Origin of the sequence: Sporosarcina aquimarina (assembly GCF_033253705.1) — a bacterium.
GTDB classification, from domain to species: domain Bacteria; phylum Bacillota; class Bacilli; order Bacillales_A; family Planococcaceae; genus Sporosarcina; species Sporosarcina aquimarina.
The window spans coordinates 39796-63702 of the sequence record NZ_JAUBDH010000014.1 but is presented as its reverse complement, the minus strand read 5'-3'; the positions used below and the strand labels follow the sequence as shown (position 1 = coordinate 63702).

At 44.4% G+C, this 23907-nt stretch carries 24 protein-coding genes; 20 read left to right on the top strand and 4 right to left on the bottom strand.

Annotated features, from left to right (window positions below):
- Positions 1 to 158 precede the first annotated feature (158 nt).
- Positions 159 to 890, top strand: coding sequence for a gamma-glutamyl-gamma-aminobutyrate hydrolase family protein (locus tag QT716_RS15830; RefSeq protein ID WP_317937132.1), 732 nt, complete (start codon positions 159 to 161; stop codon positions 888 to 890).
- A 165-nt stretch (positions 891 to 1055) separates the two neighbouring features.
- Here the strand turns inward: QT716_RS15830 and QT716_RS15825 are convergent, their stop codons facing one another.
- Complete coding sequence (locus QT716_RS15825; protein ID WP_317937131.1) at positions 1056 to 3038, bottom strand: methyl-accepting chemotaxis protein; 1983 nt, start codon at positions 3036 to 3038, stop codon at positions 1056 to 1058.
- Positions 3039 to 3245: 207 nt separating this feature from the next.
- Between QT716_RS15825 and flaG the strand changes: the two genes are divergently transcribed.
- From flaG to hpf, 7 genes are all read left to right on the top strand, one after another.
- Entirely contained in the window at positions 3246 to 3608 is a 363-nt protein-coding gene (gene flaG / locus QT716_RS15820; RefSeq protein WP_317937130.1) for a flagellar protein FlaG, read from the top strand.
- Positions 3609 to 3622: 14 nt separating this feature from the next.
- On the top strand, positions 3623 to 5068 hold the full coding sequence (locus QT716_RS15815; RefSeq protein ID WP_317937129.1) for a flagellar hook-associated protein 2: 1446 nt from the start codon (positions 3623 to 3625) through the stop codon (positions 5066 to 5068).
- A 39-nt stretch (positions 5069 to 5107) separates the two neighbouring features.
- The gene (fliS, locus tag QT716_RS15810; RefSeq protein WP_317937128.1) at positions 5108 to 5509 is read left to right on the top strand and encodes a flagellar export chaperone FliS; all 402 of its coding nucleotides are present in this window, start codon (positions 5108 to 5110) and stop codon (positions 5507 to 5509) included.
- Positions 5506 to 5859, top strand: coding sequence for a flagellar protein FliT (locus QT716_RS15805; RefSeq protein WP_317937127.1), 354 nt, complete (start codon positions 5506 to 5508; stop codon positions 5857 to 5859). The genes fliS and QT716_RS15805 overlap by 4 nt, the downstream gene beginning before the upstream one ends.
- A gap of 82 nt (positions 5860 to 5941) precedes the next feature.
- Positions 5942 to 7414: a methyl-accepting chemotaxis protein gene (locus QT716_RS15800; RefSeq protein WP_317937126.1), complete on the top strand. Its 1473-nt coding sequence runs from the start codon at positions 5942 to 5944 to the stop codon at positions 7412 to 7414.
- A gap of 238 nt (positions 7415 to 7652) precedes the next feature.
- A complete protein-coding gene (locus QT716_RS15795; RefSeq protein WP_317937125.1) occupies positions 7653 to 8015 on the top strand; it encodes a PilZ domain-containing protein in 363 nt (120 codons plus the stop codon).
- 115 nt (positions 8016 to 8130) lie between these two features.
- Positions 8131 to 8700 carry a ribosome hibernation-promoting factor, HPF/YfiA family gene (gene hpf, locus QT716_RS15790; protein ID WP_317937124.1) on the top strand — a complete coding sequence of 190 codons (570 nt, stop codon included), beginning with the start codon at positions 8131 to 8133 and terminating at the stop codon, positions 8698 to 8700.
- 382 nt (positions 8701 to 9082) lie between these two features.
- On the opposite strand, the gene QT716_RS15785 is transcribed toward hpf, so the two are convergent.
- Positions 9083 to 9259, bottom strand: a complete 177-nt coding sequence (locus tag QT716_RS15785) for a hypothetical protein (protein ID WP_317937123.1) — start codon at positions 9257 to 9259, stop codon at positions 9083 to 9085.
- Positions 9260 to 9393: 134 nt separating this feature from the next.
- Between QT716_RS15785 and secA the strand changes: the two genes are divergently transcribed.
- The 11 genes from secA (at position 9394) to QT716_RS15730 (ending at position 21614) form a co-directional block, all read left to right on the top strand.
- Positions 9394 to 11901 carry a preprotein translocase subunit SecA gene (gene secA / locus QT716_RS15780; protein WP_317937122.1) on the top strand — a complete coding sequence of 836 codons (2508 nt, stop codon included), beginning with the start codon at positions 9394 to 9396 and terminating at the stop codon, positions 11899 to 11901.
- Between the two features lie 39 nt (positions 11902 to 11940).
- A protein-coding gene (gene prfB / locus QT716_RS15775) for a peptide chain release factor 2 (protein WP_317937140.1) occupies positions 11941 to 13042 on the top strand; the annotation gives its coding sequence in 2 pieces (ribosomal slippage) (positions 11941 to 12012 and positions 12014 to 13042; 1101 coding nt in all).
- Positions 13043 to 13325: 283 nt separating this feature from the next.
- Positions 13326 to 13652: a cytochrome c551 gene (gene cccB, locus QT716_RS15770; protein ID WP_317937139.1), complete on the top strand. Its 327-nt coding sequence runs from the start codon at positions 13326 to 13328 to the stop codon at positions 13650 to 13652.
- Positions 13653 to 13931: 279 nt separating this feature from the next.
- Entirely contained in the window at positions 13932 to 14618 is a 687-nt protein-coding gene (ftsE, locus tag QT716_RS15765; RefSeq protein ID WP_317937121.1) for a cell division ATP-binding protein FtsE, read from the top strand.
- On the top strand, positions 14608 to 15492 hold the full coding sequence (gene ftsX / locus QT716_RS15760; RefSeq protein WP_317937120.1) for a permease-like cell division protein FtsX: 885 nt from the start codon (positions 14608 to 14610) through the stop codon (positions 15490 to 15492). Before ftsE ends, ftsX begins: the two co-directional genes overlap by 11 nt.
- Positions 15493 to 15527: 35 nt before the next feature.
- Entirely contained in the window at positions 15528 to 16904 is a 1377-nt protein-coding gene (locus QT716_RS15755) for a murein hydrolase activator EnvC family protein (RefSeq protein WP_317937119.1), read from the top strand.
- Between the two features lie 185 nt (positions 16905 to 17089).
- Positions 17090 to 17740 (top strand): hypothetical protein, encoded by a 651-nt coding sequence (locus QT716_RS15750; protein ID WP_317937118.1) that lies wholly within the window; start codon positions 17090 to 17092, stop codon positions 17738 to 17740.
- The gene (locus QT716_RS15745) at positions 17737 to 18309 is read left to right on the top strand and encodes a TlpA family protein disulfide reductase (RefSeq protein ID WP_317937117.1); all 573 of its coding nucleotides are present in this window, start codon (positions 17737 to 17739) and stop codon (positions 18307 to 18309) included. The genes QT716_RS15750 and QT716_RS15745 overlap by 4 nt, the downstream gene beginning before the upstream one ends.
- 294 nt (positions 18310 to 18603) lie before the next feature.
- On the top strand, positions 18604 to 20052 hold the full coding sequence (locus QT716_RS15740) for a S41 family peptidase (RefSeq protein ID WP_317937116.1): 1449 nt from the start codon (positions 18604 to 18606) through the stop codon (positions 20050 to 20052).
- Between the two features lie 113 nt (positions 20053 to 20165).
- Complete coding sequence (locus QT716_RS15735) at positions 20166 to 21329, top strand: PDZ domain-containing protein (RefSeq protein WP_317937115.1); 1164 nt, start codon at positions 20166 to 20168, stop codon at positions 21327 to 21329.
- Positions 21330 to 21353: 24 nt separating this feature from the next.
- Positions 21354 to 21614, top strand: a complete 261-nt coding sequence (locus tag QT716_RS15730) for a CsbA family protein (protein WP_317937114.1) — start codon at positions 21354 to 21356, stop codon at positions 21612 to 21614.
- A 107-nt stretch (positions 21615 to 21721) separates the two neighbouring features.
- Here the strand turns inward: QT716_RS15730 and QT716_RS15725 are convergent, their stop codons facing one another.
- Both QT716_RS15725 and QT716_RS15720 read right to left on the bottom strand, forming a co-directional pair.
- Complete coding sequence (locus QT716_RS15725) at positions 21722 to 22030, bottom strand: AzlD domain-containing protein (protein ID WP_317937112.1); 309 nt, start codon at positions 22028 to 22030, stop codon at positions 21722 to 21724.
- Entirely contained in the window at positions 22030 to 22752 is a 723-nt protein-coding gene (locus tag QT716_RS15720) for an AzlC family ABC transporter permease (protein WP_317937110.1), read from the bottom strand. The genes QT716_RS15725 and QT716_RS15720 overlap by 1 nt, the downstream gene beginning before the upstream one ends.
- A gap of 120 nt (positions 22753 to 22872) precedes the next feature.
- On the opposite strand from QT716_RS15720, the gene QT716_RS15715 reads away from it, so the two are divergent.
- Complete coding sequence (locus QT716_RS15715) at positions 22873 to 23502, top strand: TVP38/TMEM64 family protein (RefSeq protein ID WP_317937108.1); 630 nt, start codon at positions 22873 to 22875, stop codon at positions 23500 to 23502.
- The last annotated feature ends 405 nt before the right edge of the window (positions 23503 to 23907 follow it).

Genomic DNA, 23907 nt, shown 5'->3' with positions numbered 1-23907 from the left:
GTATTTTGAAAGAAAGCATAATGGAAGGTGTCGATTTAGTGAATTGAAGCAAAGAGGGTTAAAAATTAATCCTAGCGGGAAGAGAGCAGAGGGACTTATAAGCTACATTTACTGAGTGAAAGCTTTAAGTCCGAATCAGTAGGAAAGAAGGATGTATCATGAAACCATTAATTGGAATCACTTCAGATATAGATGAAAACGGAGAAACATTTCTTTTAGCGGATTACAGCCGTGCGATTCTAAAAGCAGGAGGACTGCCCGTTGTCTTGCCTGCAGGTTTGGAAGACATCGATGAGATTTGTAAGCGGATTGACGGGTTGCTGCTGACGGGTGGGGAAGATGTGAATCCACTGGAGTTCGGCGAAGAGCCGGAAAGCAATCTAGGTAAAATCGCTCCGGAGCGCGATAAGATGGAGATCGCGCTTACGAAGTGTGTGATAGAAAAAGACATGCCAGTGTTCGGAATTTGCCGTGGACAGCAAGTGTTAAACGTTGCGCTTGGCGGAACGGTTTATCAGCATATTTATTCTGATCTGGAAGAAACGCTTTTGCAGCACAAACAGCAAGCGGACCGGAATTATCCGACACATACCGTTGAAGTGAAAGAGGGAAGTCGGTTATCTGCTTATGCAGAAGGCAAGGAGTTTCTTGTGAATTCACTTCATCACCAAGCGGTTCACGATGTACCGAAGCCTTTAGTCGTTACCGGGAAAGCGAAGGACGGGATTATCGAAGCACTTGAAAGTACGGAGCACAAATTCGTGATGAGTGTGCAGTGGCATCCCGAAGCACTTTCGAATCGGGATGATGTTACGTCGTTGAATTTGTTTAAAGGGTTTGTGGAGGCTTGTCGGGGGGGGGGGGTTGGGAGAATGATAGATAGCGAGTGAGTTTCCTTTCTTTGTTTTAGGGCTAGTCCTTTCTGGCGCAGGCAGAGCCACAATCCGCTGGAGGGCGCGAATGGTGTCTGTGTCTTCACCGATACTTATAGATTGTGTTTTTTTCCATAGGAAAGGGACTGCCATGTCTTCCGCGGCAGTCCCTTTTGCATTCTCTTATACTTTGAACCGGTCGATCGCCAGACTCAGTTCTTCACTCAAGTTCGTTAACGTTTCCGCTGCGTCTGTCACAGACTGGATGGCGCGGAGTTGTTCTTCCGTTGATGCACTCACTTCTTCACACGCGGCTGCAGTTTCTTGTGACGTTGCTGCCATCGTTTGGATTGTTTCTGCGACATCGTCTTTATGATGTGCAACTTCCACAATTTCAGATGAGATGGCATCGATTGATGTCTGCATATCTTTCATTAATGCGGACAACTGTCCGAATGTCGACTCTGTCTCACGCACGACGACGCCTTGTTCGCGGAACGTGGAAATCGTTTCTTCCATTTGCTCCGTTACGAGTCGGGATTCTTCTTGCAGTTGCTGGACGGTCGATTGTACTTCTTTCGTAGCCTGCGCTGATTGCTCCGCAAGTTTCCGGACTTCATCTGCCACAACAGCGAATCCTTTTCCGTGTTCACCGGCACGAGCGGCTTCGATGCTCGCATTCAGTGCCAGTAAATTCGTCTGGGATGAAATATCCGTGATTGTATTCAAAACGCCGCCGATTGCTTTCACTTTTTCACCGAGCGTCGCAATCGCTTCACTCATCGATTTCAAGTTGCTGCCTGACGACTGGAATGTCTCTTGCAATTGGGCCATTTGAGATTGGCCATCCGCGTTCATACTTCCAGTGCGTTCTGCGATTTCGGTCATCGATCCTGCACGTTCTGTAATGCCATTAATGCGTCGTCCGAGTTCATCAGCACGCTCCGTTACGGCTTCAGCGTCCTGTGCGGATTTCGATGCGCCTTCCGCGATTTCATTCACCGCGTACGCAACTTCACTGCTTGATGCGTTCGTTTCTTCCGCAACGGCGCTCAAGCTTTCGGAGTTCATGCGCACGTTATCCGCGGATTGGTTCACAACGGAAATGATACTGTGCATGCTCGTAATCATCGAATTGAAATTCTCGCTGAGCCGTCCGATTTCGTCTTTCGTCCGGATATCGGAATGCGTTGTCAAATCCCCTTCAGCCACTGCATCCATTGACTTTCTGAGGCTGCCGATCGGTTTCAATAGCTTTCCGATTATGAAATACAGCGCGATTGCCACAATTGCCAAGGTGATCAAAGAAATGATCAGGATCGAAAAACGCAACTGTTTCGCCATACCCATCAACTGATCCTCTTCATAGACGACTCCAACTTTCCAGCCGAACTGAGGAAGTGTTGAAAACACACTGATGGAAGGCGCGCCGTTCAAGTCTTTGAACGAAAAATCCCCTTTTTCATACATGAACATGTCTTCCACGTACTTTTGATCCATCATGTTTTTCCCGCTGTTCTTTGGGTGGGATATGGCGGTTCCTTCCTTATCATACAAAACCGGATATCCGTTGTATGCGATATTGATGGCGTTCAAAGCTTTCGTCATCTCCGTGAGCTGGATATCGACACCCGCAACTCCAATGAATTTTCCATCAGCGGAAACAGCTAGAGAGGCTGTGATGACGTAGTTTCCAGTGGCTTCATCGACATACGGTGTGGACCATTGGATTTTATCCGGATTGCTGAGTGCATTTTGATACCACTCCCGAGTCGTCGGGTCAAAGCCGGTCAAGTCCACCGTCGGGGAGATGCCGACGTATTTCGATGGCAGTGCGTAATACGCAGAAGAGGCATCCGGATAGACTGAAAGAAATTCTTCCATCTTCGATAGGAGTTCTTTCTCAGGCACTTCTTTTCCTTCAGGTCCTGTGAAATTAGAAAGTGTATCAGATGAGCTTAATAACTGAATGCCTTTCCCATATTGGTTCAGGAAATTCTCTACAGAGATGCCCATCTCATCGGAAAGGGCTTCACTCGAATCGATTACCCGTTCAAGTGACCGCTTTTTCACTTGGCCATTCAGCATGTAAGCCATCAGGAGAATTCCGATTAAAAAAAGTACAATTGTTGCTGATATTATTTTAGTCTTTAACGACTTCGTCATCCGGTAAAGCCTCCTATAGTTAGTTGTTTCTACTTCTATTATTTCGGCGGAAAAGAGTAAAAGTTAACTATGAATTTATTATGGAAAAATGTAGTATATGGATCTAGTAAATTTTAGACATGCAGTATTTTGCAAGAAGATGTTAACTTTAAAAAGAGAGTGCCGATATAAGAACTAACAATGAGAGACAGCCGAGGAGGACAGAGAATGGTCAGTCAAATAGGTGGAGGTCACGAGCGGCAAAGTGCTGCGGGACCAGCAGAACTCGATGCATCCGTGAAAGTGACAAAAGTTGAAGCCATTAACGCCCAAGCACAAAAACAACCATCTAGCGAACGGGACTTAACGGCGAAAGAAGCCAAAGAAGTCACCGAAAGCATGAATAAGTTCCTGGAAAGTGTGGATACACAGCTTCGGTTTAAACTGCACGACGAACTGCACGAATACTATGTGACCATTGTCGACTCGAAAACAGACGAAGTTGTCCGAGAAATCCCGTCCAAAAAACTAATGGACATGCATGCGGAGATGAAGAAATTCTTAGGATTGCTCATCGATCGCAAAATTTAAAGGAGTGACAGTATATGAGAGTCGGAGGACTAGCTAGCGGAATCGATACCGAATCAATCATTAAGGACTTGATGAAAGCCCAACGGATTCCATTAGATAAAGTAACCCAAAAGAAACAATATTTCGAATGGCAGCTGAATGACACGCGAAGTGCCAATCGCGATTTGAAGGATTTTAGTACGAAACTTTTCGACAACATGATCCTTTCGAAAAACTTCAATCAGAAAAATGTCACGGTTTCTGCACCGGATGATGTTTCGATTCGTTCTAAAGGGAATACGGAGAATTTTTCTGGGACTATAAACGTACAACAGTTAGCTAAAAGTGCCACTTTTAATGGCGGTCAAGAAGATAATAAAAATAAAGTCTTAGATGCTGATTCGTCAATTAATATAAAAGCTCCCGGAGATAATTCACCGGTGAAAGTATTGTTATCTAAAGGTGACACTATGAAAGATGTTGTGAAAAAAATAAATGAAAATTCAAGTGTGCGTTCATTCTATGATGAGGAAACGGGCAAAATTGGTTTTACTGCAAAGCAAAGCGGTGAAGGTTCGATCATAATTACAGAAGGTGAAGCAGGGGGCACACTTGCAGCGGACTTAGGTATTGCAGGTTCATCTGATACAAGTGCTAAAGGTCAGGATGCAATTTTTAATTACAACGGCATGGAAATTACTCGTTCTTCCAACACATTCGAACTAGACGGTATGGAAATCACACTAAAAGCCGCAAACAATAAAGATATCACTTTCAACGCAACGACCGACACTGAAAAAGTATTCGAAAACGTGAAGCAGTTTGTCGATGATTACAACAAGTTAATCGAAGACTTGAATAAAAAAATACGTGAACCGAAGTACCGAAACTTCCAGCCGTTGTCGACTGAACAAAAAGCGGATATGAAAGAGAAAGAGATCGAACTATGGGAAGAGAAAGCGATGAGCGGGACACTTCGGGGCAACCCGGAACTTACGAGCTTGCTTACATCCATGCGGACTGCACTTAATTCGTCTGTTGAAGTGGACGGTAAACAAGTCAGTCTCAGTTCAATCGGAATCACGACGTCCAAAGATTACTCGGAAAACGGTAAGCTTATCATCGATGAAACAAAACTGAAAGAAGCCATTTCTCAAAATCCGGAAAACGTCCAGAAATTATTTGGTTTTGAAGATAAAGTGAACCCAGAAAAAAGCGGTATTGCCCGTCTATTAAGAAAAGAAGTCGACGCGACACAACAAGTGCTTCAGAAGAAAGCCGGTAAAGTCGGTGACAGCAATAAAGCGTTCACCCTCGGACGTACACTTGATGATATGAACAAGCAGATCGAGCGGTTCGAAGATCGCATGAAAATGGTAGAGTCTCGGTATTGGAAGCAGTTCACAGCGATGGAGAATGCGATTCAACGCGCGAATATGCAGTCTGCGAACTTGATGAATGCCCTTGGCGGCGGTGCTTGATAATGAGAAACACGCAATTCAAAAGGAGAGTCATTTAAAATGGTCCTAAACAATCCATATGCTACTTATCAAAATAATTCAGTCACAACGTCATCCCCAGGTGAATTGACACTGATGCTTTATAACGGCTGCTTGAAGTTCATTCAACAAGCGAAGCGCGCAGTCGAGTCGGGTCAAATTGAAGAGAAAAATACGGCTGTGCAAAAAGCGCAAGCGATTATTTCAGAACTTATGATCACGCTCGATTCATCATTCTCGGTTGCGAAAGAAATGCTCGTCCTTTATGAATTTGCGAACAGCCGTCTGATCGATGGCAACATTAAAAATGACCCAGCTCTATTTGATGAAGCTGCTGAAATCATTACGGAATTCCGTGATACATGGAAGCAAGTCATTCAGATGAACCGCCAAAAACAGTATGCAAATGTGAGTGAAATATGATTCGACCGGAGTTGCTACAATGGAAAGAAGCGACAGATCGGCTCCTCGCACTTCCTGTTACGAATGACGAAACGCAGCGGGAAGCGATGATTGCTTCAGTTGAATCGATTTTGGATGAACGAGAGCAGCTGCAGCCCCGTATTCAGCCACCTTTTTCCGCGGATGAAGAAGCGTATGGTAAAGAACTGGTTGCTCGTGAACCGAAAGTAGCAGCTAAATTAGAGAACTATTTGACCGCGATTCGAAAAGATTTATCTGCTTCGCAAACGAAGAAAGACAGCGTTCGCAGCTATGTGAATCCTTATAGTAAAGTAGCGCGTGACGGTACGTTTTATGATACAAAACAATAAACAGACCCCGGCGAATCAATGATTTCGTCGGGGTTTTATTGCCATATATTGTTCTATTTAAGAATTCATTAGGAGTGAAGACATGACGATTGAACAGATGAAACAAGCCGACTGGCTGCGGAAGAACCATATTATGTATCTTGGTTTCGCTATAGCAGGCGGGCTCGGTCTGCTTGCGCAACTTATTTTACAATCGAATTCGATGACGATTTTGTCAGTAGCAGTCCCATTCGTTGTGGGTTCAGCATTTTATATCGCTTTCCGTATTACAAAGATAAACTGGCTGTCGCAAAGCATGCCATACATAGTGCTCCTATCCACATTCGCCGTTTCGCTTGGTGTTATTTTTTTATCGGCAGCTAACTTAGGATCCATCGGCATTATCTTTTTTCTGCTTGTCCTCGGTGGAATTCATGGCAGACTTTTCATCATGGGAACCGCGTATGTGCTCAGTCTAATCGCATTATTGTTGAATAGCTGGCAGTTCGTTTCACCTGATCTCGTTTCAGATAGCGGGGCGAATTTAATTTTGCTTCACTTTTTGAGCGGACTGATTTTGATGCTCGTCGTGCGACAAAACTCAAAAAACTTTTCGGAAATCGAACGCTTTACACTATTGACAGAAACGCGCATGAAAGAAGAAGAGCAGCTCGCGGCAAGACTTGATGAAACAGTGGAAAAGATTACAGCAAATTTGAGCAAGTTACGCGATTCCTCTGAGATTTCATTAGTATCCCAGCGTGAAATGCTAACCGCGATCCATGAAGTAAGTGGCACAAGTCTGGAGCAAGCGGATCACATTTCGGACATTGCGAAGAGTTCGGAACAGACAGCTGATTCAGTTGAAACGATTTCTGATGGACTTTCGATGCTCGTTCAAAAAGCGACAGATGCGGGTATTCGGGCGGGAGAAGGCAGTGCGAGGATTGAGACGTTGAAAAGTTGGATTGATGCATTTGCGGATTTCTTCGAAGAGTTGACCGGCACATTCAGTGTGTTGTCTGAGAAAATTAATGAAACGAATGTGTTTGCAGGATCCATTAAAGAAATTACCGACCAGACCAATTTGCTTGCGTTGAATGCATCGATTGAAGCAGCGCGGGCGGGTGAGCATGGGAAGGGCTTTGCTGTCGTGGCGGATGAAATCCGGAAACTTGCGGGATTAACTGCGATGACTTTATTCAAAATTGACGCCAATTTATCCGAAGTGAATACATTTAATGAGCTGGCGGTAACGAAGTTATCTGCTGGAAAACAACAAGTTTCTGAGCAGACGGAAGTGGCCGATTCGTCCAATACGACGTTTACTGCGTTGCATGAAGTGATGAATGATCTCCAGCATGAGATGCAGAACTTCATTGAATCGTTCAAAGCGATTTCAGTAAATAGCGACCAAGTGCGCGAACGTACTGTGGAATTTGCTTCTGTGATCGAGCAGAGTACAGCGGCAATTCAAGAATTGGAAGCCACATTGACGCACCTTGTGGAGGAACAAAGCGAAAACGATGCGTATTTACAGGAAACTCATAACGAAGCCGTAAGCCTGCGCGGTTAAGGGAAGCTCGTTCAGCGAATGCTGGACGAGCATTTTTTAATACATGCTCCGATGTTTTCAAACATATCTTAACGAAGTCCTTCCGTTTAAAAAGGATGTTTGGGTTGCCTCCCAGATGGTAATAGTATTAGACGGAGCGCACTCGTTAAAACCTGTGGAATGTTAAGAATCACGACGCTGAATAAGATGAAGTTTGATATACTGAATGCACTAGAGAATTGGATGGAGCGTGGAGAACATGCATTATAAGCGTGAAGAACCTTTTAGATTTCCTTTTGATGAACCTCTTCCTGCTGAATTCAGTATTTATCTTAAAAACAGTGATCGTCCCGGAACGGGTACAGGTGACTCCAAGTTACTGGATGTAAGCCCGGGGGGCACTCGTATGCTCGCGGCTTTTGATATTCCGGTAAAACGAGAAGGTGTTGCAATCCGATTGCGTTTTAACTTGTTTCAGGAAACAATTGAAACAGAGGGCATTATTGTTTGGAAGGAAGCGAAGGATACAGAGTGGATGTATGGGATTGACTTTGACGAAAGTGAAGCGGTCGCAAAACGTATTATCCAAGATCTAAAACTTCGCAGACAGTCCGAGCGGTAATCCGGCGCACCTGCAACATTCGACAAAATTCTTTTTTTATTTCACAAGGAAAAGAAGGGTTTTGTCAGGTCGATGAAGAAGTTATAGTTAGGGTCAAATTAAAGGAGGAGTTTATATGTTAGACTTCAACATTCGTGGCGAAAACGTCGAGGTTACTCCAGCAATTCGAGAGTACGTCGAAAAGAAAGTGAGTAAACTGGAAAGGTACTTCACTGAGGGTGTGAAAGCAACAGCCCACGTGAACTTGAAAGTATACAGCGATAAGCAAACTAAAGTTGAAACTACAATTCCAATGAAGAATTTGACACTCCGAGCAGAAGAACGTCATAACGATTTATACGCAGCGATCGATTTAATCGTCGATAAGCTTGAGCGTCAAATCCGTAAATATAAAACACGCGTAAATCGCAAATTCCGCGATCGCGAAGGTGTAGGTGCTTTCTTGCAAGCTACAATGGAAAGCGAATCCCGCGATAAAGACGAAACTGATGACGAAAACGAATTCAACGTCGTGCGTACAAAGCAGTTCGACTTGAAGCCGATGGATCAGGAAGAAGCCATTCTTCAAATGAACATGCTGGGTCACAACTTCTTCATCTTCACTGATGGCGAGTCAGATTCAACAAACATCGTCTACAAACGCCGCGACGGCAAGTACGGCTTGATTGAAACTGAAACTAACTAAATTAAATGTACGGAAACCGCCCGTTTTGCTGGGCGGTTTTTTTGTGTGAGATGCGATTGGTGGGTCGTGCGGAGTGACTGAGCGCTCGATTGAGGAGGCTAAGCGCTCCATTAATTTGATAACCGCTCGATTCGGCCGACGAAGCGATCCATTCCGTTTGTTAACCGCGCAATTGCACATACTGCATTTGTTAGGTGATGTAAAATGATCAAGCTATAGGTGTTTCCGCTCAAGCGGCGTGCAAAAGTGATCAAGCAAATCAAAATTCGCTCAAGCGTGGTGAGAGAGTGATCAAGCAAAGCGGAATACGCTCAAGTAAGGGTTAAAAGTGATCAAGCCATCACGCCATCACGCAATCCGCTCAAGTGAGACTTTGAAGTGATTAAATCCCACTCAACTCGCCCGTTCCAAGCGTCAACCCGCCCGCACCGGCAGAGAACCCGCCCGCACCGGCAAAGAACCCGCCCGATTCAAGCCTCAACCCGCCCGCACCGGCAAAGAACCCGCCCGATTCCAGCAACAACCCGCCCACTCCAGCATAGAACCTACATCCAACCAACACAAATCTCCCAATTGCACACACTCAGCCCAACAACTTATACCAAAAGTCGGAAATTTCCTTGCATTGCATTTGCGCCCGCTCATTCACAATGTTAAAATGAGGGGTGAACTTTGTGAGGATGTGACCAAATTATGCTAAGCGTATTGAATAAAATGTTTGATCCGAATAAACGTGATTTAAAACGACTAGATAAAATTGCTGATCAGACCGAAGCACTCGCAACAGAAATGGAACGACTCTCGGATGCTGATTTGACTGCGAAAACTGCAGAATTCCAGGAGCGTGTGAAGAACGGCGAAACAGTGGATGACATTCAGCCTGAAGCGTTCGCGGTGGTTCGTGAAGCGGCGCGCCGTGTGCTCGGATTGTATCCGTTCCGCGTGCAAATCGTGGGTGCTGCTGCACTTCACGAAGGTAACATTGCGGAGATGAAAACCGGTGAAGGTAAGACGTTGACGTCAACGCTTGCTGTTTATTTGAATGCACTTGAAGGTAAAGGTGTACACGTCGTTACGGTCAACGAATACTTGGCTGCGCGTGATGCGGAAGAAATGGGAAAGCTGTATGAGTTCCTTGGACTTACCGTAGGTCTCAACATGAACAGTTTAGGCAAAGATGAAAAGCGGGAAGCGTATCTTGCGGACGTTACGTATACGACGAATAATGAACTTGGCTTTGACTACTTGCGTGACAACATGGTGCTGTACAGCGAACACAAAGTACAGCGTCCGCTTCACTATGCAGTCATTGACGAAGTTGACTCGATTTTAATTGACGAAGCTCGGACACCGCTCATCATTTCGGGGCAAGCTGCAAAATCGGCAGAATTGTACCGTTTAGCAAACCGTTTCGTAACGACGCTGAAAAAAGAAGAAGACTACGCATATGATGAAACGACTAAAGGCGTAACGATGACGGAATCAGGTATTGAGAAAGCGGAGCAAGCCTTCGGGATTCAAAACTTATTTGATTTGCAGCACGTTACACTGAACCACACCATCAACCAGTCGTTAAAAGCGCATGTAAGTATGCATATTGACGTAGACTACGTTGTGCAGGAAGGCGAAGTTGTTATCGTTGACTCGTTTACGGGACGTCTTATGAAAGGCCGTCGTTATAGTGATGGACTTCACCAAGCAATCGAAGCAAAAGAAGGCTTGGAAGTTCAAAACGAATCGATGACACTTGCGACGATTACATTCCAGAACTATTTCCGTATGTATGACAAACTGTCTGGTATGACGGGTACAGCGAAGACGGAGGAAGAGGAATTCCGCAACATCTACAACATGAACGTTGTTGCGATTCCAACGAACCGTCCGATTGCTCGTGATGACCGTCCGGATCTGATCTTCTCTTCAACAGAAGGAAAGTACAAAGCCGTAGCAGATGACATTACGGAACGTCACAAAAAAGGTCAGCCTGTCCTAGTGGGTACAGTAGCGATTGAAACGTCTGAAATCATTTCGAACTTCTTGAAAAAGTACGGAGTGCCACACAATGTGTTGAACGCGAAAAACCACGGGCGTGAAGCTGAAATCATCGAACAAGCAGGCCAGCCTGGAGCGGTTACGATTGCGACAAACATGGCCGGACGCGGTACAGACATCAAACTTGGTGAAGGTGTTCAAGAAGTTGGCGGACTTGCGGTTGTCGGTACAGAGCGTCATGAATCACGCCGTATTGATAACCAGCTGCGAGGACGTTCTGGACGTCAAGGTGACGCCGGAGTTACACAATTCTATTTGTCTTTAGAAGATGAACTGATGCGTCGTTTTGGTTCCGAGCAAATGAAGGGCATGATGACGAAACTCGGTATGGATGATGAAACACCAATCCAATCGAAGATGGTCTCGCGTTCTGTGGAGTCTGCTCAAAAACGTGTTGAGGGGAACAACTTTGACTCACGTAAACGATTGCTACAATATGATGATGTATTGCGCCAACAGCGCGAAATCATTTATAAAGAACGTAATGATGTATTGGAGTCCGACAACGTACGTCCAGTGCTCACTGCAATGATCGAACGTGTAATTGAAAATGCAGTTGCTATTCATACGACTGAAGAAAAGCAAGAAGACTGGAGCTACAAAGGGTTAGTCGATTATATCGGTGCTAACTTCTTACCGGAAGATCAGTTGACTGTTGCTGAATTACAAGGTAAATCACAGGAAGAACTGACTGATTTCATCAAACAACAAGTATTTAAACGGTATGATGAAAAAGAAGCGGAAATGTTCGAAGAGAAAATGCGCGAGTTTGAGAAAGTCGTCTTGCTCCGTGCGATTGATACGAAATGGATGGACCATATCGATGCTATGGACCAGCTCCGTCATGGTATCCACTTACGTGCATACGGACAGAACGATCCACTTCGTGAGTATCAAGCAGAAGGCTTCGGTATGTTTGAAGAGATGGTCAATGCCATTGAAACAGACGCTGCGAAGTACGTCATGAAAGCGGAAATCCGCAACAACCTTGAGCGTGAAGAAGTGGCGAAAGGCCAAGCGGTTAATCCGAAAGAAGATGGCGAAAAGCAAGTGAAAAAACCGATGGTGCGTAAGGTGAATATCGGCCGTAACGATCCGTGTCCTTGTGGCAGCGGTAAAAAATATAAGAACTGCCACGGTCAAGATTAACTTGGTCGTGAACCTGACTTTTTGGAGGAACAAATTATGATGGAATTATCAGATGTACGCAACGAGCTCGACAAAACAGCTAAGAAATTAGTGGACTTCAGGGGGTCTCTTTGACTTAGAAAACAAAGAGGCTCGTATGCAAGAACTTGATGAAATGATGTTGGACCCATCGTTTTGGGATGACCAGGACGCGGCTCAAAAAGTTATTTCAGAATCGAATGCGTTAAAAGATGTTGTCGGTGAATTTCACGAGATGACAGATGAACAGGAAAACCTTGAAATGACGGTGGAACTGTTAAAAGAAGAACCAGACGTTGAACTTCAGGAAGAACTCGGCGATGAGCTGAAAACGTTCTTGAAGCGCATGGAAGACTTCGACTTGCAGATGCTGCTAAGTGAAGAATACGACAGCAGCAATGCTGTTCTTGAAATTCACTCGGGCGCAGGCGGTACAGAGTCTCAAGACTGGGCTTCGATGATTTTACGGATGTACACACGTTGGGCTGAGCAGCGCGGATACAAAGTGGAAACACTCGACTATCAAGCGGGCGACGAAGCTGGAGTGAAATCTGTTACACTTTCCATTAAAGGTCATAATGCGTATGGCTATTTGAAAGCTGAAAAAGGCGTACACCGTCTTGTCCGAATTTCACCATTTGACTCATCAGGACGTCGTCATACATCGTTCTCTTCTGTTGAAGTGATGCCTGAGTTCTCGGGTGACGTCGACATCGATTTGAAGATGGAAGACGTTAAAATCGATACGTACCGTTCTAGCGGTGCAGGTGGGCAGCACGTTAACACCACGGACTCTGCTGTCCGTATGACTCACCTTCCAACAGGTGCGATCGTTACGTGTCAAACTGAGCGTTCACAAATTAAGAACCGCGAACGCGCAATTAACTTGTTGAAAGCGAAGATTTATCAAATCCGAGTGGAGGAAGAAGAAGCGCGTCTTCTCGAAATCCGCGGAGACCAAAAAGAAATCGGATGGGGAAGTCAAATACGTTCATACGTATTCCACCCGTATTCAATGGTTAAAGATCATCGCACAAACGAAGAAACAGGCAATGTAGGCGCAGTTATGGACGGCGAACTGGATCCGTTCATCAACGCTTTCTTGCGTTCACGTATATCGTAATTATTCAAGCACATGCTAACTTGGCATGTGCTTGTTTTTATAACGGAATATTCCAGAAAATGCATCTTTCTAAGTTGTGGAAATTAGCTACGAAGAAATAAGTTTAGAATAAAATTTAATAAATCAGGTTTGATTTCCGGGAAATAGAGAATAGTAAGTAGAAGAGGTCTGCTTTTCTCGAAAAACGTCAAAAATTTGACACACGACGAAAGCGAACTTACGTTTTTTTTGTTATACTGGGAAAGCACGTAATTATTTAACCGAAGGAGGAACTTCCATGAAAATGAAAAACAAATTCTTAGCAACGATCTTCGGTGCAGCACTTGTACTAGGTGCATGTGGCGGAGGCGGAGACGACAAAGCAGGAGACAAAGATTCTGCTGCTGGCGACGTAGACGCGGACAAAGTATTCCAAGCGAACTGTGCAACTTGTCACGGTGGTAACTTGGAAGGTGCGAACGGTCCTGCACTTGCTAACATCGGTGGAGAGCTTTCTGAAGACGAAATCCACGATATCATCGAAAACGGTAAATCCGGTGGTATGCCTGGCGGACTTATCAAAGGTGACGAGCTTGACGCTGTTGCAAAATGGCTTTCTGAAAAGAAATAATTGAGTCAAGGAATCATGAACTAATTTTTACATGAAAACAGGGCGAGCTTTTATGCGAGCCCTGTTTTTTTATGGCAAAATTCGCAACGTGACCAAAATACGACAACATCTCATATCGATTTTCCATAAAATGGTTATAACATTACAGGATTGTTGAAACGCTGTGAACGATCGGCGTGAAATGAAATATTCCTGTAATACTGTGTAGGTTTATATCTGTTATAATGAAAAAGCTGGCGAAACAGAACCGGAAAAGTATTTAAATCAGGTGGTTACGAAATGATAAAAATGAAAAACGTGTACAAAAAGTACTCCAACGGCGTCGTTGCAGCTAATGGGATAAATATCGACATCGACCGTGGTGAGTTTGTTTACGTAGTTGGCCCAAGTGGTGCAGGTAAATCGACATTCATTAAAATGATGTATCGTGAAGAACTGCCAACAAGCGGTCAGATTTTCATAGATGGAACCGATCTTTCATCATTAAAAAACAAGCAAATACCTTATTTACGTAGACAAGTCGGCGTGGTGTTCCAAGACTTTAAATTACTTCCTAAATTGAATGTTTATGAGAATGTGGCATTTGCATTAGAAGTAATTGAGGCAGCGCCTTCTGAGATAAGAAAGAAAGTAACAGATGTTTTAGCGCTAGTCGGGTTATCCCAAAAAGCAAGAATGTTTCCTAACGAGTTATCCGGCGGCGAACAGCAACGCGTATCAATCGCACGTTCGATCGTCAATGAACCGAAATTAGTAATTGCAGACGAACCAACAGGAAATCTGGATCCGGATACGTCGTTAGGCATCATGAACATCTTCGAAAAGATTAACAACCGTGGGACAACCATTATTATGGCGACTCACAACAAAGACATCGTGAACAGTATCCGCCATCGCGTATTGCTGGTAGAGGGCGGAATGATAACACGAGACGAATACGAAGGGGAATACAGTTATGAAGGGTAGAACGATTGGCCGACACTTCCGGGAAAGCTTTAAAAGCCTCGGGCGTAATGGCTGGATGACGTTCGCCTCCATAAGCGCCGTTGCGGTTACGCTATTACTTGTCGGCAGTTTCATAGTAGTCATGATGAACTTGAACAAGATGGCGGATAATATCGAAAATGACGTAGAAATTAAAGTGGTTGCGGACCCTGCAGCTAGTGACGAGGCCGTAGAAAAGTTGCAAAGTAAAGTAGAGAAAATAGACGGAATCGCAAGTGTCGATTTCGCTTCGAGAGAAGAAGAACTGGATAAGGTCATTAAATCTTATGGTAAAGAGCTCTCACTCTACAAACAAAGTAATCCATTAGGAGATGCGCTGTATGTTAAAGCTGCAGATCCACACAATACCGCTGCAATAGCAAAAGAGATCGATACATACGAGTACACAGCTGAAGTTGTCTACGGAGCAGGAAAAGTCGAGAAGCTGTTCAACGTTGTGAAAATCAGTCGGAATGTCGGGTTGATTTTGATACTGGCGTTACTGTTTACGGCAATGTTCCTCATCTCCAATACAATTCGTTTGACGATTATTGCGCGCGGTCGAGAAATAGAGATTATGAAATTAGTAGGAGCGACAAATAATTTTGTACGCATTCCTTTCATTCTAGAAGGCGCGTGGCTGGGAATTATAGGTTCTATTATTCCGATGACTGCAATCGCCGTGGCGTATCAACAAATTCATGCCTACTGGCAGCCGAAACTAGTAAATGAGATGTTCCAACTGTTAGATCCAATACCGTTCATAATTCAAGTGGATGGTCTGCTGTTGTTCATGGGAGTATTTATAGGCGTGTGGGGTAGTTTGATGTCCGTACGCAAATTCTTGAAAGTCTAAACTAGCCAACTTGTTTTGAAAGGGGAACTGGGACTGTGAAGAAGAATAAGGGATTGCTGTTATCAACAATGGGGGTACTGATGTTATCTACCACATTGTCTGGAACAGTAGCTTCAGCAAGTTCATTGAAAGATATGGAAAACGAACAAAAAGTACTTCAGCAAAAACAACAAGAATTGAATAAAGGTATTCAAAGTAAATCCAAGCAAATTAATGAAAAACAAACTAAAAAACAAAGTCTAATCGCACAAATCTCAAAGTTGAATGGCGAAATCACAGAGAATAATGACAAGATTCGTGACGTGAAAGAAAAAATTGCTGAAACTACAGACGAAATTACAGAACTTCATGCTTCTATTAAAGCGCTAGAAAAGCGGATTAAAGAGCGTGACGAAGTTCTTCGTGAACGCATGCGTACGATGCAGGTAAAAGGCGGAGACGTCAGTTACTTGGACGTGCTCCTTGGCGCGAACAGTTTTGCTGATTTCATCGACCGTTTCTCGGCTGTATCTACACTGATGGATGCTGACCGTAAAATCATGACGCAACAAGAAGACGATATTAATCAGTTAGAGAAAGAGAAACAATTGGTTGAGAAGAAACTTGCGGAGCAAGAACAGCGGAAAGAAAAGCTGACAGACTTAAAGAACAAATTAGAAGGTCAAAAAATGGAAAAGAACAAACTAGTTGACCAATTAGAAGCTGAAGAAGCTAAATTATCCAAAGAGAAAGCTGGTTTGGAAGAAGAAGCACATGAAACACACGAAATTTCAGCAGACTTGGAAAAACAAATCAGTGCAGAACAGGAACGATTAGCTGAAGTAGCACGTCAAGCAGAAATCAAGCGTAAAAAAGAAGCTGAAGCACGCGCAGCAGCTGCAGCGGCACAACGTAAAGCGGATCGTGCAGCAGCCCGTAAATCAGCTGCTAGCTCATCAAGTTCTTCAAGTAGCAACGTAAGCACGCCAACTGAAACACCTGCACCTGCTGTTTCAAGTGGAGCATGGACAAGCCCAGCGCGCGGTCCATTAACATCATCATTCGGCTGGAGAGTACACCCGATTTTCCATACACAGAAACAACACCGTGGACAAGATATTGGGATTCCAGTTGGCACAACGGTCGTTTCAGCTGCTGACGGAGTCGTCTCTCACGCAGGACCGATGGGCGGTTTCGGTAACCTGATTATGGTGACACATTCGATTGACGGTAAAATCTTCACTTCTGTCTATGCACACTTATCAAATATAGGTGTAAGTGTTGGACAGCACGTAGGCAAAGGTCAATTTATTGGGAAGTCAGGTAATACAGGGAATTCAACAGGGCCGCACTTGCACTTTGAAATTCACGTAGGCAACTTCTCTGCAACTGGACCAAGCGCGGTTAACCCACTGCGTTACGTATCATTTTAAGTAAAACATCATACTATAAGTATTGCCGGTTTTTCCCTGAAACAAACATCTGGAAAAGGGAGCTCCGTAAAAGTCAAAGGCTCGCTTCTTAGCGGGTCTTTTTCTTTAGCTTTCAAGCAGGTTTCATGGAGTTAAGAAACGTTTTAAGATACCATGAGAGGTATACTGTACTAAAGGAGAATAAGATGCCTGTCACTGACTATTTTCTACTATGGAAAGTTACGCTCCCTTCGACTTGGATCTCAGCACTTATCGGGTTCTTCTTCGCCTGGCTCGCGGTCCGGAAGAAATTCGGTAAACTGGTTGCTGATAGTTGGGGAGACGCAATCTTTACGATTATTATTGTTTGGAAGCTGTCCGTAATTGTGACGGACTTTAAAACGGTACGCCGAGCCCCTATGGCTATTTTATATTTCAACGGGGGAATAATCGGCTTCATTGGAGGGATTGCAGCGGCTGCATTGGTCCTCTTTTTCTCTCGAAAGCCTATGCCGAATTTACTCACGCAAGGTGTGTTTACAGGGATTGTCTTCGCTCAGGCGGGTTACCAGGTCTCAATGGCCTTTCTGAATGATGCCTCCTTGGCATCGAAAGCAATCACTATTATCTTTTTTGCGCTGTTAGCTATACTGGTTTACCGATATTCTGCACACGAAGAACTGCCCCTATCATATTCGATTGGCATGTTCATTGCGGCTCATGCGTTCATTGCAGCAATTCAGCCTGTAGGATTTAAAGGGATTCCATTCCTCGCAACCGTTATAGCAAGTGTTTTAGTGCTCATCATAAAAAATAGGATAGAAAAGCGTACAGAACTAGATGGAGGGGTCGTATGAATAAAAAATGGATTGGATATACGATTGCAATTCTCGTAATCGGAACAATGGTCGTACTTATGGTGAAATCGAATTTAGATAAACCAGAAGTGATTGACACAGCAAGCACAAAGGCTACATCTGAAGCAGTGCAAGGTTTGGGGCAAGGGGAAACACCCCCTGACTTTGAAATGAAAACGTTGGATGGAGATACTGTAAAGCTATCTGACCTTAAAGGGAAAAAAGTCATTCTGAACTTCTGGGCAACATGGTGCCCTCCGTGTAAAGCTGAAATGCCTCACATGGAAAACTACTATAAGAAGTTAACCGATGAAGACAACGTCGAGCTCGTTTCTGTCAACTTAACAACTGCAGAAAACCGCGGTGAAAAAGCAGTAGAAGAATTCGTAGAAGCATACAAACTGACTTTCCCGATCCTGCTCGATACAGAAGACCGAGGCATGAGCGATTACAAAGTATTTTCGATTCCAACTACTTACATCCTCAAAACCGACGGCACGATCGACAACCAAATCGTCGGTCCCATGGACGAACAAATGATGGAACAGCTAGTTGCGGATGTTGAATAATAAAAGATTTTGAACTCTGATTTTATCTTTTAATCATTTATTCAATGAAATTACTAATTTGAATGCGACCCGTTGATTGAAGCGAAAGACGGCGACTCCTAAGGGATACTGATGGAAACAACCTAAGTACGCGGCGTCCTGCCGCAACGGTTGCATGACCTACATCCTGTAGGCCCGCGTCCGTCTGTAGCGTAAATCAACACTGTTATTCGTAACGTTTACACTTAATCACAATTACCGGTTCTTGCTTGTCGTAAGCACCCACCTTCTTTCATATAGTGGAAAGAGGAGGGGATGATGACGATGCGCAAGAGCCGTTTTTTTGCGTTAGGAATTTTAGCCGCACTCGCGGTTTGTTTAGTACTCGTATTGGATGGGTGTGGAAAAACAGAGAAGACCAGCCACAAATCAGGGGATAAGTTCGACGTCATTGACGAAGCCTATGAAGTCATCACGAATAACGCTGTGTATAACCTCAAAGACAACGACCTGGTCGAAGGCGCATTACGTGGGATGGCAGACGTCATCGGAGATCCATATTCCACGTACTTAACGAAAGAAGAGGCAGCATCGCACAAAGAATCACTTGCAGGCGAACGCGTAGGAATTGGCGCGGAAATTACGCGCACCAATGGGAAATTCGTAATCGTATCACCAGTCAAAGGATCACCGTCAGAAAAAGCAGGATTGCTTCCGTACGACGAACTCGTTCAAATTGACGGGGATCGGTTAGAAGGCGAAACGCTGAAAGAAGTCGTACAAAAAATCCGGGGAGAACAAGGGACGACCGTTAAACTCGTTGTCTATCGTCCAGAGTCCGGTAAGCATGTAGAATTAGATATTGAGCGGGACGTAATTCCAGTACACACCGTCACTACAAATATGATCGAAGAGCGTGGAAAGAAAATTGGCTACATAGGACTCACTATGTTTGGTGAAGACAGTGCGAAAGAGTGGCAAGCAGCGACAGATCTTTTATTGGATGAAGGTGCGGAAGCTTTGATCGTCGATGTACGAGGAAATCCGGGTGGCTACTTACATGCGGTTGGCAATATTGCGGGAAGTCTGCTGCCTGAAGATACAGTATTTGCGTACATGGAAGACGTCAAAGGCCAGCTGACACCTCTTGTAACAGAGAAACCAAAAGAGTTGAATTTTAATCCGAAACTGCAGTCTCTTCCTATTGTATTGATTCAAGACAAAGGCAGTGCATCCGCGAGTGAAGTGTTGAGTGGTGCATTGCAAGATCTAGGTCGTGGGTTCATTGTCGGGACGACGAGTTTCGGAAAGGGCACAGTGCAAGAAACGATGAAACTTTCCAATGGCGGCGAAGTGAAATTATCTACACACAAGTGGCTGACTCCGAAAGAACGCTGGATTCATACCGAAGGAGTCGCATCGGATCTTGAAGTGAAGCAAAACCGATTGTTCTCTGAACACCTTAGAGTCATTGCCGAAGTGTATAAAGAAGACCAATTCAACGATGATATTGCATACGCACAACGTTTGTTGACGTCCCTGGGTTATAAAACGGCGAGGGAAGATGGCTTTTTCGATATAGAAACGAAGGCAGCCGTCGTTGAATTCATGAGCGATGAAGACCAAGTGTCCGTAGGGGAAATGGATAGCGCGTTCTTCCAAACGTTGAAAGCAAGCGCTGAAGCCTATCGCAATGATACAAAGAACGATGAGCAGCTGTCCATGTCAGTTGGATACTTGCACCACAAACTATCAGGTAAGTGATCGATTTGAACTAAAATAGTAGAGCCATCTGTCACGACTATCCAATCCGTTCCAATCTTTGTTACAATAGAACAAAACATCGGGATTGGATTGGAGTGTGAACGAACGTGTCTGTGAATTGGTGGATGAATGTCCTGCAAGCGATTGTCGTCTTTTTCCTTAATCCGTTATTTTGGCTCATACTGCTGGTCGCTGTAGCGCTCGGTTACATGCGTGTGAAGAGTGAGCGAAAGGATTTTAACATTCGTAAGTTACCGGGACTTACCGAGTTTAAAAGACTCTTTGCAGATTCATGGCTGTACGCTCTACTATTGTCGGTTCTGTTCAGTGGAATCGGATTAGTAGTCGATGCAGGATGGATCGTACTGTTTTCAGCAGTAATGATCGTAGTTCTGCTCAGTTTTTACTATCAATGGGGGTCTCCGATCTATACAATAGCGCTCTCATTCTTTGGACTGGTTTTGTGGCAGCGAGTAGAAGGAACGTTTTCTTATCAAGGTTGGTCTTTGCAAGATGCCGACTTGTTGGGGCAATTAGCAGTGGTCATTCCAGTCATTGCAGGACTTTTGTTAGTAGCGGAAGGCTTGCTGATACAGAAATCTACCATTAACTACACATCTCCACAGCTGGAGAAAACGAGTCGCGGACTTCGTGCAGCAAGATTTAAAGTGAAACGAATCTGGCTGTTACCAGTCCTAATGCTCGTTCCTGGAGATATGATTGCAGCGCATGTTCCGTATTGGCCGCAGTTTACGCTTGGTGCAGAATCGTTCAGTTTTGTACCGGTGCCCGTAGTGATCGGCTTCAGTCAAATTGCTCGTAAACACTTTCCGGATGAAATCCTTCCGAAACTTGGGTTGTCCGTAATCCGGACAGGGATTGTCGTTCTCGTCATTGGGCTTGGTGGACTTTATGAGCCGTACATCGGCTGGGCTGCATTGCTCGTAGGTGTAGTCGTACGTACTGTATTGACGATTTCCGTCGCACTGAAAGAACGCAGCGGAGGCTATGCGGCACCGCCAAGTTCTTCCGGTGTTGTGGTTGCAGGAGTACTCCCAGGATCGCCTGCTGAAAAATTGAATTTACTGCCGGGCGAAGTGATTCATGCAGTGAATGGCATTCAAGTAGCGAACGAAAAAGAATTGTATGATGCGATTCAAGTGAATGCGGCACATTGCCGATTGCAAGTCGCAGATCGTAACGGAGAAGTCCGGCTTATGCAGCAAGTATTGTATCGACATGATCATTATCAGCTGGGACTTTTGCTCGTTCGATAATGACTGAAAAGGAGGCGGAGTTGAGTGGAAAGTTTAGCAACAAAGTTTGTGATGGCGCTGTTCATCCCAGGTATTCTCGTAGTCTTTTTCACAAGGGTGACATTTCACCAGCTGGTTGGCTTGTTTTTAACTATCGCGCTCATCGCCGCCTCCGTTTATGCCGGATACACGCATAATTGGATTTTGTATGTTGCGGATGCGCTGTCTTTGACGGTTGGATTTTGGTATGCAAATCGAATGGTTGCAAATGCACATCGCCGTTCGAACGATGAACTGCAAGATTAATAGAAGACAACGAGAAAAGCCTCGCACATTGTGTGAGGCTTTTCTTATTTCTTTAATTCTACTAGTATAAGAAACCGGTTTTTGGGGTATGATAGTATCAAAAGCAACTAGTTGAATAAGCTGTAGACAGCGAGCACGCCAATTGTACCAAGGACAACAGGCATCAGTCCAAAGCCTAAAATCGCAATTAGAAAGGCAGTGCCTGCGCCAATGATACCAAACAGAATGTTGCCTTCTTGTACATAAAAGACTGCTGGAAAAATAAGTGCGCCGAGGACAGCAAACGGAATATTGCTTAAGATTCCTGTGATGAGCGGCGGCAGCTTTTTGCCATCGAGTACGGTAAGCGGGATCATGCGAGGAATGTACGTGACAAGTGCCATTCCGAGCAGCATCCACCAATAAGCTGTACCCATTAGCTCTCCTCCTTTTCAACTGCGGGTATTGGAACACGGACAACCTTTGCATACAGCAGCTCAATCAGGACTGATGAAACTAATGTCGAAACGAGAATAGCCCAACCTGTGGATAACAGTTCTGTGTAATAAAAAACGCAACTTAGAATCGCAGATACACTTGCAAGCAGCACAACTTTCCGATTCCCTTTCATCGAAGGGACTAGCAGTGCGATGAATAGCGCATAAAGTGCAATCGACATTGCAGCTTGTAGGAATACGGGTAAATTGTCTCCGATAACGTGACCGATTGCTGTGAATACTACCCAGCTGCCATAGGCGACTGCGATGACACCGAACGCCTGAGCACTGGAGACTTTGTCTTCCTTACTCGTTGCGATAACTGAGAAGGTTTCATCTGTAACACCAAATGCAACAGCTGCTTTTACTGGCTTGGATGAAGGCTGCATCTTTTCATTCAGCGAAGCCGTCATAAGAAAGTGACGGATGTTGACGATGAATGTATTGAGGACGATTAAAAATGGATCGACACCAGCCGTAATCAGGCTGAGAGATATGTATTGGGCAGCTCCAGCGAATACGAAGATGCTCATGGCAGTCGTTTCGACGAGGGAAAGCCCTGTCGTCTTGGCGAGTAAGCCGAATGTGAGCGCAACGGGAAAGTAGCCGATCCCGATGCTGAGACCTGCGCGTAGGCCTTTGTTGAATTCACTTTGTTTCATGGACATCCCGGCTTTCATCTAAATTTCCAATACTAGTGATTATACTACATCTGCTAAAGACAACAAGACTGAATTTTTAAATGGTTATAAAAAGAGAGAATAAGGTTGGGGTGACGAGAGATGCAAGATTGGTTAAGTGTGGATAAAATTATCGAACTTGCAGAACAATATAAAGCGTTTGGTCCGTTCATCGGTATTCTACTGCCGTTTATCGAGTCGTTTCTGCCGTTCTTACCACTTTTCGTATTCGTATTTGCCAATTCGGCTGCATACGGTTTATGGCTGGGTTTCATTCTATCGTGGATCGGAACGGTAGTCGGCTCTTATGTTGTGTTTTTAATTATCCGGAAGTACGGACAAAGCCGTCTCTTGAATTTCATTACACGTCATAAGCGAGTAAAGAAACTCATCTTGTGGGTGGAGAGCAATGGATTTGGACCGCTTTTCTTATTCATTTGTTTTCCATTTACGCCTTCCGCACTCGTAAACCTTGTAGCAGGTCTTTCCAACATGAGGAAAACCTATTATTTAGCAATCTTGATGGCAGGGAAGTTTGTCATGATCTTTATGATCAGTTTCGTCGGCTACGATTTAAAAGCACTGCTCACTCAACCCATCCGTTCCGCCATTGTTGGTGCGGTAATTCTAATCCTGTGGTTAGTAGGGAAGTATTTCGAGAAACGGCTGAATAAGAAAGTCGAACGCCATGCCCGGGAGTGGGATGGCACGAAACATTGGGAAGACAAATAAGCTTTTATGGGGTTAGTTTAATTTGGATGAAAGAATATATTATGTGCGCTTCGCCTTGCGAAGCGTTTTTTTGTTTGGATAAAACCTATTGATAAGTGCTAATGAAGTTGTGAAGGCGCCCATAAATTATGAGGAAACCTTATAATTTATTGCTGGCGCTCATAAATAGTGGAAAGTGCTCATAAATCTATAAAAACGCTCATAAATCAGGAAATGTGCTCATAAACCTATAAAAGTGCTCATAAACCTGGAAAAGTGATCATAAAACTTTAAATGCGCTCATAAATTTCACATTTCGCTCATAACCATTCTAATCACATCCACCATCCCATCAACTCTCTCGAAATACCCTCCAAAGACCCCAAAATGCCTTCCCAAATCGAATGCGAACATTTATTCGCAAAA